This window comes from Streptomyces sp. NPDC006207 (assembly GCF_040613835.1).
Classification (GTDB): domain Bacteria; phylum Actinomycetota; class Actinomycetes; order Streptomycetales; family Streptomycetaceae; genus Actinacidiphila.
In genome coordinates this window covers 1-12,977 of record NZ_JBEXSX010000051.1, presented here as the reverse complement: position 1 = coordinate 12,977, position 12,977 = coordinate 1, and the positions used below count along the sequence as shown (strand labels likewise).

The 12,977-nt window shown below is 71.6% G+C and carries 12 protein-coding genes; 8 read left to right on the top strand and 4 right to left on the bottom strand.

Translation table 11 applies throughout. The features are described 5' to 3' along the window. The first annotated feature begins 84 nt into the window (after positions 1 to 84). The 3 genes from ABZ312_RS32055 to ABZ312_RS32045 all read left to right on the top strand — a co-directional run bounded on the left by ABZ312_RS32055 (position 85) and on the right by ABZ312_RS32045 (position 3,699). On the top strand, positions 85 to 441 hold the full coding sequence (locus tag ABZ312_RS32055) for a DUF427 domain-containing protein (RefSeq protein WP_500326445.1): 357 nt from the start codon (positions 85 to 87) through the stop codon (positions 439 to 441). 145 nt (positions 442 to 586) lie between these two features. Then, positions 587 to 2,245, top strand: a complete 1,659-nt coding sequence (locus ABZ312_RS32050) for an NAD(P)/FAD-dependent oxidoreductase (protein WP_500326446.1) — start codon at positions 587 to 589, stop codon at positions 2,243 to 2,245. Then, positions 2,242 to 3,699 (top strand): ATP-binding protein, encoded by a 1,458-nt coding sequence (locus ABZ312_RS32045; protein WP_500326448.1) that lies wholly within the window; start codon positions 2,242 to 2,244, stop codon positions 3,697 to 3,699. Before ABZ312_RS32050 ends, ABZ312_RS32045 begins: the two co-directional genes overlap by 4 nt. Before the next feature lie 24 nt (positions 3,700 to 3,723). On the opposite strand, the gene ABZ312_RS32040 is transcribed toward ABZ312_RS32045, so the two are convergent. After that, positions 3,724 to 4,059 (bottom strand): YkvA family protein, encoded by a 336-nt coding sequence (locus ABZ312_RS32040; RefSeq protein ID WP_500439281.1) that lies wholly within the window; start codon positions 4,057 to 4,059, stop codon positions 3,724 to 3,726. Positions 4,060 to 4,141: 82 nt separating this feature from the next. Between ABZ312_RS32040 and ABZ312_RS32035 the strand changes: the two genes are divergently transcribed. Beyond that, positions 4,142 to 5,641, top strand: a complete 1,500-nt coding sequence (locus ABZ312_RS32035; RefSeq protein WP_500439280.1) for a hypothetical protein — start codon at positions 4,142 to 4,144, stop codon at positions 5,639 to 5,641. Here the strand turns inward: ABZ312_RS32035 and ABZ312_RS32030 are convergent. Then, positions 5,589 to 6,041: a hypothetical protein gene (locus ABZ312_RS32030; RefSeq protein ID WP_500326452.1), complete on the bottom strand. Its 453-nt coding sequence runs from the start codon at positions 6,039 to 6,041 to the stop codon at positions 5,589 to 5,591. The genes ABZ312_RS32035 and ABZ312_RS32030 overlap by 53 nt on opposite strands. Before the next feature lie 425 nt (positions 6,042 to 6,466). Between ABZ312_RS32030 and ABZ312_RS32025 the strand changes: the two genes are divergently transcribed. Further along, complete coding sequence (locus ABZ312_RS32025; protein WP_500326454.1) at positions 6,467 to 8,644, top strand: pectate lyase-like domain-containing protein; 2,178 nt, start codon at positions 6,467 to 6,469, stop codon at positions 8,642 to 8,644. Between the two features lie 57 nt (positions 8,645 to 8,701). On the opposite strand, the gene ABZ312_RS32020 is transcribed toward ABZ312_RS32025, so the two are convergent. Together ABZ312_RS32020 and ABZ312_RS32015 are read right to left on the bottom strand one after the other, a co-directional pair. Then, on the bottom strand, positions 8,702 to 9,898 hold the full coding sequence (locus tag ABZ312_RS32020) for a low temperature requirement protein A (RefSeq protein WP_500326456.1): 1,197 nt from the start codon (positions 9,896 to 9,898) through the stop codon (positions 8,702 to 8,704). Positions 9,899 to 9,976: 78 nt separating this feature from the next. Continuing rightward, entirely contained in the window at positions 9,977 to 10,843 is an 867-nt protein-coding gene (locus tag ABZ312_RS32015; RefSeq protein ID WP_500439278.1) for a SigB/SigF/SigG family RNA polymerase sigma factor, read from the bottom strand. A 222-nt stretch (positions 10,844 to 11,065) separates the two neighbouring features. Here ABZ312_RS32015 and ABZ312_RS32010 point away from each other — a divergent pair, with 222 nt between their 5' ends. From ABZ312_RS32010 to ABZ312_RS32000, 3 genes are all read left to right on the top strand, one after another. After that, the gene (locus tag ABZ312_RS32010) at positions 11,066 to 11,434 is read left to right on the top strand and encodes an ATP-binding protein (protein ID WP_500326459.1); all 369 of its coding nucleotides are present in this window, start codon (positions 11,066 to 11,068) and stop codon (positions 11,432 to 11,434) included. A 132-nt stretch (positions 11,435 to 11,566) separates the two neighbouring features. Next, complete coding sequence (locus tag ABZ312_RS32005) at positions 11,567 to 12,211, top strand: hypothetical protein (RefSeq protein ID WP_500439277.1); 645 nt, start codon at positions 11,567 to 11,569, stop codon at positions 12,209 to 12,211. After that, positions 12,208 to 12,867 carry a hypothetical protein gene (locus tag ABZ312_RS32000; protein ID WP_500439276.1) on the top strand — a complete coding sequence of 220 codons (660 nt, stop codon included), beginning with the start codon at positions 12,208 to 12,210 and terminating at the stop codon, positions 12,865 to 12,867. The genes ABZ312_RS32005 and ABZ312_RS32000 overlap by 4 nt, the downstream gene beginning before the upstream one ends. Positions 12,868 to 12,977: the final 110 nt, after the last annotated feature.

The window sequence follows — 12,977 nt, the reverse complement described above, 5'->3', positions numbered from 1 at the left end:
GGGGGACCCCGGGGCGCCCGGGGAATGTGGGGCGGCACCGCCGCCGTTGCAACGGATCCGGACGGACCCGAGGAAGGGAAGACCATGCCCCCCACGGACAGCCGCCGCGGTCACCGCGTGGACGCGGTACCCGGCACCCAGCACGTGACCGTCACGATCGACGGCAAGGTCGTGGCCGAGACCCGGCGGCCGGTACTGGTCCACGAGACCGGTCTGCCGGTGCGCTACTACATCCCGCCGCAGGACGTGGACCTCGCGCTCTTCCGCCCCAGCGACACCAACACCACCTGCCCCTACAAGGGCGTCGCCTCCTACTGGTCGTACGCCGACCACAACGACGTCGCCTGGGTCTACGAGGAGCCGCTCGCGTCGGTGCCCGAGATCACGGGCCACGTCTCCTTCTACGACACCGTGGCCGCCGTCGCCGTCGAGGACGCCTGACCTGGCGGACGGTGCGCGGGGGCGCACCGACCGTCACGACGTCCCGGAGCGCGCACGCGGCCTGAGGCGGGTCCCCTGGCGCAGGTTCAAGCACGACTGTTCGGTTTACTGCGCACGACGGCCGCCGGGGAGCAATGATGGTCACATGGCGAATCCGACGATCCTGACCGTCGACGACGATCCGGCAGTGTCCCGCGCCGTGGCCCGGGACATCCGCCGCAGGTACGGGGACCGCTACCGGGTGGTGCGCGCCACCTCCGGCGACGAGGCCCTGAGCGCGCTGCGGGAGATCAAACTGCGAGGTGAACAACTCGCGGTGATGCTCGCCGACTACCGCATGCCGAAGATGAACGGGGTGGAGTTCCTCGAGGCGGCGATGGACCTCTTCCCGCTCGCCCGCCGTGTGCTGCTCACGGCGTACGCCGACACCAGCGCGGCCATCGACGCCATCAACATCGTCGACCTCGACCACTACCTGCTGAAGCCGTGGAGCCCGCCGGAGGAGAACCTCTACCCGGTGATCGACACCCTGCTCGACGCGTGGATCACCACGCCGGACCCGACGGCGTCCGAGACCCGCGTGGTCGGCCACCGCTGGTCGGCGCCCTCGTTCAAGGTGCGTGACTTCCTCACCCGCAACCTGGTGCCCTACCGCTGGCTGCCCGCGGAGGAGCCCCAGGCCGAGCAGTTGCTGACCGCGGCCGGGCTGACGCCGGCCGACGTACCGCTGGTGGTCACCGCGGACGGGACGACGCTGGTGCGGCCCACGGAGGCCGAGCTCGCCGCCCACGTGGGGCTGAGCACCGTCCCGGCCTCCGACTTCTACGACCTGGTGGTGGTCGGCGGCGGCCCCGCGGGGCTGGGTGCGGCGGTGTACGGCGCGTCCGAGGGTCTGCGCACGGTACTGGTGGAGCGCCGGGCGACCGGCGGCCAGGCGGGGCAGAGCAGCCGCATCGAGAACTACCTCGGCTTCCCGGACGGCGTCTCCGGCGCCCAGCTGACCGACCGGGCCCGCCGGCAGGCGACGAAGTTCGGGGCGGAGATCCTCAGCACCCGGGAGGTGGTCGCGCTGGAGGCGGTGGGCACCGGAAGGGTGCTGTCCTTCGGTGACGGCTCGTCCATCGCGGCGCACACGGTGGTGCTGGCGACCGGGGTGTCCTACCGGCGGCTCGAAGCGCCTGGGCTGGCGGAGTTCACCGGTGCCGGGGTCTTCTACGGCTCGGCGATGACCGAGGCCATGAACTGCGCGGGCCAGGAGGTCTACATCGTCGGCGGGGCCAACTCGGCCGGGCAGGCGGCCGTCTACTTCTCCCGCAACGCGTGCCGGGTCCACCTGCTGATCCGCGGCGCGGACCTGCAGCGTTCGATGTCGCAGTACCTGATCGACCAGATCGCGGCCATCGACAACATCAAGGTCAGCCCCTGCACCGAGGTCGTCGGCGGCAAGGGCGGCGACCACCTGGAGCAACTGATGCTCCGCGACGCGAAGACCGGCACGGTGACCACCGTCGACGCCTCGTTCCTGTTCGTCTTCATCGGCGCCGAACCCCGCACGGACTGGCTGGAGGGTGTCGTGGAGCGGGACCGGCGCGGCTTCGTGGTCACCGGCCCCGACCTGATCGGCGGCGGCAAGCGGCCCGCGGGCTGGCCGCTCCCCCGTGACCCGTACCACCTGGAGGCCAGCGTGCCCGGTGTCTTCGCCGCCGGTGACGTGCGGGCGGAGTCGGTCAAGCGGGTGGCCTCCGCGGTCGGCGAGGGCGCGATGGCCGTATCCCTGGTGCACCGGTATCTGGAGGCGCAGTGACCACGACGGACCGGCTCGGGCCGGAGCAGCTGCGGACCCTGTTCCTGTTCGAGTCGCTCGGCGAGAAGGAACTGGACTGGCTGGGCGAACAGGGCCGGGTGGAGCGGGTCCCGGCGAACAACCCCGTCTACGCCGAGGGCGATCCGGCGACCTGCTTCTACGTGCTGCTCAGCGGCACGGTGTCGCTGGGCCGCCTGGTCCACGGCGACGTGGTGGAGGTCAACCGCACCGACCTGCGGGGCGTGTACGCCGGCGCGACGCAGGCGTACCTCGGGGACCGGGTGGAGCAGACGTACCCCAACTCGCTGAAGGCGGTCACCGACTGCGAGTTCTTCGTGATCCCGGCCGAGGAGTTCGCCGGGGCGATGCGCGCGTGGTTCCCGATGGCGGTGCACCTGCTGGAGGGGGCGTTCTTCGGCTACCGCAAGCAGAACACCATCGTCGGGGAGCGCGAGCGGCTGCTGGCGCTGGGCTCGCTGTCCGCCGGGCTCACCCATGAGCTGAACAATCCGGCCGCCGCCGCGGTGCGCGCCACCTCGGCGCTGCGCGACCGGGTGGCCGGCATGCGGCACAAGCTCGCGATGATCGCGGACGGCCGGCTCGACACCCGGCAACTGCACCAGCTGGTCGAGCTGCAGGACGCCGCGATCAAGCGCATGGCGTCGGCGCCCGAGCGGTCGGCGCTGGAGGCGGCCGACGCCGAGGACGAACTGACGGACTGGCTCGAGGACCACGGCGTCAACGGCTCCTGGGAGCTGTCCTCGACGCTGGTCGCGGGCGGTGTGGACGCGGAGTGGCTGGACTCCGTGGTCGACGCGGTCGGCGAGGACCGGCTGGAGGCGGCGATCCGCTGGCTCACGTACACCCTCGACACCGAACTGCTCATGGGCGAGATCGACGACGCCGTCACCCGGATCTCCGGACTGGTCGGGGCCGCGAAGCAGTACTCGCAGCTGGACCGGGCCCCGCAGCAGACGGTGGACGTCCACGCGCTGCTCGACGCGACGCTCACGATGCTCCACGCGAAGATCCCCGGCGGGGTACGCGTCGTGAAGGAGTACGACCGCAGCCTGCCGCAGATCCAGGCGTACGGCGCCGAGCTCAACCAGGTGTGGACCAACCTCATCGTCAACGCCCTCGACGCCATGGACGGTTCGGGCACCCTGACGCTGCGCAGCTCGTGGGACGGTCCGGACCGCCTGGTGGTGGAGGTGGGCGACACCGGTCCCGGCATCTCCCCGGAGATCCGGCCGCGGATCTTCGAGCCGTTCTTCACCACCAAGCCGGTGGGCGAGGGCACCGGGCTGGGCCTGGATATCTCGTACCGCATCGTGGTCAACAAGCACCACGGCGACATCCGGGTCGAGTCGAGCCCCGGCGACACGCGCTTCACCGTGTGCCTGCCGGTCGCCCAGCCCGAGAGGCAGCCGGGGGACGCGGAGCGGACGGGCTGAGCCCTCCCCGGGCGGAGGGGTGGTTCAGGCCACCGGGCTCTTGGACTTGGGATGGGTCCGTGCGCGGTCGCGGCCGACGGGCAGCTGCCCGTCGGCCGCGCTCTTGAGCGAACGCAGCGCCAGCAGCAGCACACCGATGTCGTCGATGAGGATCGGATCGGGCAGCAGGTCCACCGGGCAGACCAGGTAGACGAGCCCCGCCCAGAAGGCCAGTTTGCCCGAGCGCGGTACGTCCGCGCTGCGCAGCAGCGTACGGATGCGCGCCATCTTCACCACGAGCACGACCGCCACCACGAGCATCACCACGACCGCCACCGCGGCGATCACGAGGGCCGTGGTCGACCAGTCACCCAGGTCCATGTCTGCCTCCTGCGATCCCGTGTACCCGGCCGGTGTGCGCGGAAACGGTGCCCAGCCCCTGCGGAAAGGAAGCACAGATTACATGATCACACCCGAGGAGATCTGGGAGACCGCCGGGCTGCCCGCACGCCGGCTCGCCGGCCTGGCGCTGAATCCCGCGGCCCCCGAGGACGTCCTGCTGCGGCTGCTCGCCGACGGTCCGCCGGCGGCACGGATGGTCCTGTGCCGCGACCGGGCGCTGCCGGACGCCGTGGTCGACGCCGTCGTCCGCCACCCCGACAGGTACACCCGCAGCTTCCTCGCCCGCAGTCCGCACGCCGAGCCGGCCCAGCGGGCACGGCTGCTGGACGACACCGAATGGTTCGTGCGGGCGCACCTGGCCGAGACCCCCCGGATGCCGTGGAGCGTGCGCCCCCGGCCGCTCCCGGACCAGGCCGTCGTCCACATGATCCTGACGTACGAGGGGGAGTTGCTGGGCACCCTCTACCGCCAGGCCTCCGCCGGACTGATGGAGTCGATGCACGCCCACCCGGAGCCGAAGGTGCGACGCATGGGCGTCGCATGGCGCGGCGTGCCGGACGAGATCCGCGACGTCCTCCTGGCGGACCCGGACGAGGAGGTACGGGACATGGTGCGGCAGCACCTGCGGCACGAGGACCCGGCGTGGGTGGAGCGGGAGCTGCCCGACCGGTCGTGCCATGGGCGGACTCATGCGCTGATGCACTGCGCCCTGAGCCGAGGCGTCGTGGAGGGTGTGCTCAACGCCCCCGTGGGCGAGGGGGACCGGCGGATGATCGCGGGCAACCCCACCCTTCCCGCCGACGTGGTGGTCCTGCTGGCCGCCGATGCCGACCCCGAGGTGCGGGAACGGATCGCATACCGCTGCGACCTCGGGGCGGAGGAGCGCCGGGCCCTCGCCGTGGACGCCGATCCGCGGGTACGGCTCGCGCTCTCCGTGCATCCCGCACTGAGCGAGGCGGAACGCGCGGCGATCGACTACGAGGTGCCGGTGGGCGGCACCTTCGGACCGGTACTGCAACGCCTGTGGCCCCGGGATCCCGCCGCGGTGCGGCGGGACGCCCTGTCCGGGCACCCGTTGCTGCGGCGGCGCGCCGCCGGCGATCACAGCCTGCCGTCCGACCTGGTGGCGCGGCTGGCCGCGGACGACGACCTCGGTGTGCGGGTACTGCTCGCGCAGAACCATCCGGAGGCGCCCACCGAGCTGCTGCTGAGCGCCTTCCTGGAGTACACCGGGTACGAGCGCGAACTCCTCCTCACCCGGCCGCGGTTCCCGACCGCCGGGCTCGCGCTGTACGCCCGGCACGAAGACCCGGCCGTCCGCGCCCTGGCCGCCCGGGACCCGGCCACCGCTGCGGAGACCGTGGACCGGCTGACCCACGACCCCGATCCCGGTGTGCGGGCGGCTGGGGCGGGCCATCCGAACCTCTCTCCGGCCAGGCTCGCGGAGTTGCTCGACGACGAGGAGCTCGCGCACCGGGCGGCGGCGAACCCGGCGCTGGAGCCCGCGGTCATGCGCAGGCTGGTGGCGCCCCTTCCGCTCCCGGCCGATGCCGCCGGATGACCGCCGTCAACCGCTCGTAGGCGGTGCGCAGTTCGCGTCGGGCGAAGTCCTGGCGCACATCGATGAGAGCGCCGTGGGAGGCGGTGGGGTCGACCGTGAAGCGGTCGTGCCAGCCGCCTCCCGAGGCGATGATCACGGGGGTGCCGACCCCGTCGAACTGGTCGGCGGTGATGTCGATGCGCAGGCCGTTCTTCTCGATCCACGCGTGGGTGGCGCGGTTCTCCCAGGCGCTGACGTAGGTCCACACGCCCTGGCCGTTCTCGTACAGGTACTGGCCGAGGAGGATGGAGGCGTCCCCGCACGAGCCGTGCGGGAAACGCTCCAGGGAGACCAGGCCCGGGTCGGGGCAGTCGAGGATCGCCTGCCGGAACCCGAGGACCAGTGTGCGGAGTTCGGACACCCGCGGAGTCTAACCCGTGAAGATCATTTGTGGGACCCGTGGAATCGGCCCTTCTGCCGGACGCGAACCCGGGTGGTGGAGAGCGGGGGCGCGCGAGGAACGGGGGCATGGTGGTGGCAGCGGCCGGAACCGGTACCCGAGCCGGTTCCGGCTGCCGCGGCGGCAGTCAACCGAGGGGCACGGATGGCGTCAAGACTTCACGTCAAGATTGGTGCGGGGAGCTTCAGGTGGCCAGGATGAGGCTGCTCGCGTTCAAGTTCCGAACGGATGGAACTCCCTGCAGGTCACGGCTGCGCAAGGGCCTGCAGCGGCAGCCGAGCTGTTAGCCCGTCAGAAACACTTTCTGCGAGGAGTCTTGACCCCGACTTCTGTCACGTCTTAACTCACGCCCTAAATTAAGTCGTGAGGCTGACACAGGAGTTCCTATGAGACCCGAAGTCAATGCCGCCCGCCGCAGACCCCTGGGGCTGATCGCCCTCCTGGCGGTGCTGCTCGCCCTGATCACCGTCCCGGCCGGACCGCTCACCACGGCCCACGCCGCCGCCTGCGGCACCGCCAATGCCGCACAGGGCAGGACCGCCACCGCATCCTCCGCCGAGAACGGCTCCTTCACCGCCGCCAACGCCGTCGACGGCAACGCCGGAACCCGCTGGTCCAGCGCCTTCAGCGACCCCCAGTGGATCCAGGTGGACCTCGGCGGCTCCCAGAGCGTCTGCGAGGTCGTCCTCACCTGGGAGGCCGCCTACGCCAAGGCCTACCAGATCCAGCTCTCCGCCAACGGCACCGACTGGACCACGGTCGCCTCCACGACCACCGGCGCCGGCGGCACCGAGACCCGCGCCGTCAGCGGCACGGGCCGCTACCTGCGCGTGTACGGCACCACCCGCGCCACCGCATACGGCTACTCGCTGTGGGAGCTCGCCGTGCACACCACCGACGGCGGCACCGGCCCGGTGATCCCCGGCGGCGGCGACCTCGGCCCGAACGTCCTGGTCTTCGACCCCTCGACCCCGGGCATCCAGGCCAAGCTGGACCAGGTCTTCCAGCAGCAGGAGTCCGCGCAGTTCGGCACCGGACGCTACGCGCTGCTGTTCAAGCCCGGCACCTACAACAACATCAACGCCAACATCGGCTTCTACACCTCGATCGCCGGGCTCGGCCTCTCCCCCGACGACACCACCTTCAACGGCGACGTGACCGTGGACGCCGGCTGGTTCAACGGCAACGCCACCCAGAACTTCTGGCGCTCCGCGGAGAACCTCGCCCTCAACCCGGTCTCCGGCACCGACCGCTGGGCCGTCGCCCAGGCCGCGCCCTTCCGCCGCATGCACGTCAAGGGCGGCCTCAACCTCGCACCCAACGGCTACGGCTGGGCCAGCGGCGGTTACATCGCCGACAGCAAGATCGACGGCACTGTGGGCCCGTACTCGCAGCAGCAGTGGTACACCCGCGACAGCTCGGTCGGCGGCTGGACCAACGGCGTGTGGAACATGGTCTTCTCCGGCGTCCAGGGCGCTCCCGCGCAGAGCTTCCCCAACCCGCCGTACACCACGCTCGACACCACCCCCGTCTCCCGCGAGAAGCCCTTCCTCTACCTCGACGGCAACGACTACAAGGTCTTCGTGCCGGCCAAGCGCACCAACGCCCGCGGCACCAGCTGGGGCAACGGCGCGCCGCAGGGCTCCTCGATCCCGCTGAGCCAGTTCTACGTGGTCAAGCCGGGCGCGACGGCCGCCACCATCAACGCCGCGCTCGCCCAGGGCCTCAACCTGCTGTTCACCCCGGGCATCTACCACGTCGACCAGACCATCAACGTCACCCGCGCCGACACGGTCGTGCTGGGCCTCGGCCTCGCGACGGTCATCCCCGACAACGGCGTCACCGCCATGAAGGTCGCCGACGTCGACGGCGTGAAGCTGGCCGGCTTCCTGATCGACGCCGGTGCGGTCAACTCCCAGGTGCTGCTCCAGGTCGGCCCGCAGGGCGCGGCCGCCGACCACGCCGCCAACCCGACGACCGTGCAGGACGTCTTCATCCGCATCGGCGGCGCCGGACCTGGCAAGGCGACCACCAGCATGGAGGTCAACAGCGACGACACCGTCATCGACCACACCTGGATCTGGCGCGCCGACCACGGCGCCGGAGTGGGCTGGGACACCAACCCGGCCGACTACGGCCTGCGCGTGAACGGCGACGACGTCCTGGCCACCGGCCTGTTCGTCGAGCACTTCAAGAAGTACGACGTCCAGTGGAGCGGCGAGCGGGGCAGGACGGTCTTCTTCCAGAACGAGATCGCCTACGACGCCCCCAGCCAGGCCGCCATCCAGAACGGCGCGACGAAGGGCTGGGCCGCCTACAAGGTGGACGACTCGGTGAACACCCACGAGGCCTGGGGCCTGGGCAGCTACTGCAACTTCACCACCGATCCGACGATCCGCATGGACCACGGCTTCGAGGTCCCGGTGAAGTCCGGGATCAAGATGCACGACGTCCTGGTGGTCTCCCTGGGCGGCATGGGCCAGTACGACCACGTCATCAACGGCACCGGTGCCGCGACCTCCGGCACCTCGACCACGCCGTCCACGGTGGTCTCCTTCCCCTGACGACAGGGCCGGAGCAGGGGTGCCCCGTCCTCCGGCGGGGCACCCCGTCCGCCGCCCTCAGGCGGCAGGCCAGCGCCGGGAGTGCAGCACCTCGCCCACGGCGACCGCCGCGGCCATGGCGAGCCCCGCCACCGGCACCGCCGCGCTCCCGCAGAAGGTGCTCGCGAGCACCACCAGGGCACAGGCGGGCAGCACCGCGTGCTCGGCGAACCCGCGCTTGGCGCTGCGGGAGTGGATCAGCCAGACCGTCAGCAGGAACAGCGCGGTCGGCAGCGTGACGGCGGCCGCGGCGGCCGTCTGCGAGATGTGCGCCTTGTGCACGGCCTGCTCGACCACCACCTCAAGCCCCGCCCCGATGGCGGCGGCCGAGCCGAAGACGAGGTAGTGCCCGTAACCCCACAGGAACGCCCGCGCGCTGCTGGTGAGGTGCTGGTGGATGGGGATGGCGAAGTAGATCCAGTAGGCGCAGAAGACGATGAGCAGCCCCCCGACGGCGACGGGCAGCAGCTCGCCGAGCGCGGTGGACTCGTCGACGGCGGACTGCACGGCCACCGTCGCCGCGGCCACCGACTCACCGAGCACGATGATGGTGAACAGGCCGTAGCGCTCGGAGATGTGGTGCGGATGCCAGGTGGTGCGCTGCGCCCGCTCGGCCCAGGCGGGCACCACCAGTTCCGCGACGGCCAGGATCAGGAAGCCCCAGTTCCACAGCCCGCCGACGGGCTGGAGCAGCAGGAGGACCCATCCCACCTGGACGACGACCAGACCGGCGGCGTAGCTCAGCGCCGTGGTCCGTGCCGGTCCGGCCGCGTTGCGTGCCGCGCGCAGCCACTGGAAGGCGAGTGCGACGCGCATGATGATGTAGCCGGCCACGGCGATCGAGAAGTCGTTGGCGTCGAAGGCCCGGGGAACTCCTGCCGCCAGGACCAGGACACCGGTGATCTGGACGAAGGTGGCGATGCGGTAGGGCACGTCGTCGGTGTCGAAGGCCGAGGCGAACCAGGTGAAGTTCATCCAGGCCAGCCAGATCGCGAAGAAGACCAGGCAGTAGCCGAGGACACCGCGCCCGGCATGGCCCTCGGCGACCGCGTGCACCAGCCGGGCGCCGGCCTGGGCGACCGCCACCACGAAACAGAGGTCGAAGAGCAGTTCCAGCGGGGTGGCGACCCGGTGCGGTTCGTGCGGGTCGCGGGCCGTCATCCGGACCAGCGGGCGGAAGCGGCGGTCCGGCGCCACGTGATCGTGATCGGTCATCCGCGCATCGTAGGCGGTGCGCGCGTGCCCGCGCCCGAAGGGACCGGGCGCGGGCACGTGGCGGGGGACGGGGTGAGGTCAGGCGCAGCCGTCCTGGAGCAGTCCGGCCCGCAGCCGGGCCAGGGTGCGCGAGAGCAGCCGGGAGACGTGCATCTGCGTGCAGCCCATGATCTCGCCGATCTGGGCCTGCGTCAGTTCCTCCACGTAGCGCAGATGGAGCAGCTGCCGGTCGCGTTCGCCGAGCTCCACGACGAGCGGTGCGAGGGAGCCGAGGTCCTCGACGAGTTCCATGGCGGGGTCGACCGCGCCGATGAAGTCGGCGAGCACGGTCTCGCCGTCGTCGCCGTCGTCGCCGTTCATGGCGGCGTCGAGGGAGGAGGCGGTGTAACCGTTGGAGGCCACCTGGGCCTCGACGACCTCGGCCTCGGAGATGTCCATGAGCGCCGCGAGCTCGCTCACCTTGGGGGCGCGGCCCAGCCGGGAGGACAGCTCGTCCCGGGCGCGGGCCAGCTCCACCCGGCGCTCCTGGAGGCGGCGCGGCACGTGCACGGCCCAAGTGGTGTCGCGGAAGAACCGCTTGATCTCACCGACGATGTACGGCACCGCGAAGGTCGTGAACTCGACCTCGCGCGAGATGTCGAACCGGTCGATGGCCTTGATCAGCCCGATCGTGCCGACCTGGACGATGTCCTCCATCTCGTCGCTGCGGTCGCGGAAGCGCCTGGCCGCGAACCGCACGAGCGACATGTTCATCTCGATCAGGGTGTTGCGGGCGTACTGGCGTTCGTGGGTGCCCTCCTCGAGCACCGTCAGGCGCTCGAGGAAGAGCTTGGACAGCCGGCGCGCGCTCGTGGGGGCCACGCTGCTCGGGTCGGTGATCTGCGGCAGTACGTCGACCTCGGGGCTCTCGACCCCGGTGCTCGTCCCGCTCACGTGGGCGATCACGGCTCCTCCTCGCACCTCTGCACCTCTACGTCATGTTCCCGTACGTTGCCCCTCGGGTACCCCCTCCTCCGCGAAGCATTCCCCCCGATCCCGGAAGAACGTGAATCGCGCCGAAGGCAGCGTAGGACCGGCCAGCAGGGGCAGACCACAGAGGGACCGATGATGCCTACGGGGTGATCGTGCGTGTACAGCATTGACCTAGACGCGGAAGGCGGGGGGATCGTGCGGCCCGCCACTGCGGACCGGCCGCTGCCCACCACCATAGGCGAGGCGCGTGACTTCGCCCGCGCCCGGCTCAGAGGCGTGGATCCGGAGCGGGTCGAGGACTGCCTGCTGGTCGTCTCCGAACTGGTCACCAACGCCTTCCGGTACGGCGGCGGGCTGGCGGCCCTCGACGTGGTGGCGGTGCCGGACGCGATCCGCGTGTCCGTCCAGGACCACAACGACCGGCTGCCGGCCGCGCCCCAGCCCTCCGACCGCTTCCTGCCGGGCGGCTACGGCCTGCGCCTGGTGCGCCGGCTGGCCCGGGACTTCCGGGTGACGCTCCTGCGCGCGGGCGGCAAGGTCATCCACGTGCACCTGCCGCGCTGACGCATCGTCACCTCCCGGCGTCGTACGTGTGGACGAACGGATTGCGGAAACACGCACCGTGAGCACACCAAGGACCCGCATCAAGGTCAGTTCGAATGCCGGGGCCCGACGACGGCCCCCAGGAGGCACACCATGACCACGGGCATCATCATCGGGGCGGTCGTCCTCGTTGTCCTGATCGTCCTCGCCGCGGCCGTGATGTCGCGGCGCGGCGGCGGCACGGGACAGCTCAGGCGCCGCTTCGGACCGGAGTACGAACGCACGGTCGCGCGGCACGACGGCGACACGGACGCGGCGCACCGGGAGTTGCAGGAGCGTGTCGACCGGCACGGCGGCCTGACCCCGGAGCCGCTGAACGCACGTCAGGCCGAGGAGTACCGCGCCGAGTGGGCCGCCCTGCAGGAGCGGTTCGTCGACTCCCCCGCGCAGGCGGTGCAGGAGGCGTCGGGCCTGCTGGACCGGCTGGCGCACGACCGCGGCTTCCCGGAGCACACCTCGGGCGAGCAGATCGACGCCCTGTCGGTCCACCGCCCGCGGCACCTCCAGGCCTACCGCGACCTGCGCGGGGTCTCGCAACCCCGGAACGACGGTGACCGCACCGCGGCGGACACCGAGGAACTGCGCGCTCGGTTGCTCCACGCCCGGGCGCTGTTCGACGACCTCATCGCGGTGGACAAGGAGCCCCGCAGCACCTCGCGCGAGGACGGCGCAGGTGACACGGGCTCCGGCCGACGCGGCTCCCACCGCTTCCACATGCCGACCTGGAGCAGCCGATGAATCCCACGCACGAGCACCGCGACACCGACGGAACCGACGGAACCGACGGAACCGACGAGACCGACGGCACCGGCCGCGAGGTACGCAACGGCCCGGCCGGAGCCTCCGCCGAGCGGACCCCCGACGAGCGGCCGTCCCCCACGGCCGGTGGCACCCGCGAACAGCGGACCCCCCAGGCACCGCAGACCACGGGGAAGAAGGGCGAGGCGCCTGCCGCGCAGCGGCCCGCCGGATGGTCGCGGCCCGAGGAAGCCGGCAAGCCCTCGGCGGCCGACAGGCACGCGACGGTCGGGAAGCCCGCGGCAGCGGAGAAGCCCGGCGACACGGAGCGGCCCGCGGCGGCCCGGCGGCCGGCGCAGGAAGGGCGGGTGCCCGCCCCCGGCGCGCCGCCGCGGGTGGACGGCGCGGTGGACAAGCTGCAGCAGCGCCTGCACCACGCGGTCGGCGGCTTCGTCGACGAGCCGCGCCACGCCGTGGAGGAGGCCGACGAGGTCCTCGGCGAGGCCACCGAACGACTGGTCGAGGAACTGCGCAGCCGGCGCGACGAACTGCGCTCGGGCTGGCGGGCCGGCGAGCACGACGACGGCGACACCGAGCGGCTGCGCGTGGCCCTGCGGGGCTACCGCGACCTCGTCGACCGCGTCCTGCACGTCTGAGGACCGCACGACGCAGGACCGCACGACGCGAACGCCGTGGCCAGGAAACCCGGGGGTTTCCCAACGAGCTCAGTCCGAGTGGGTTCCGAAGCGGTGAATTGCTGGGCGAG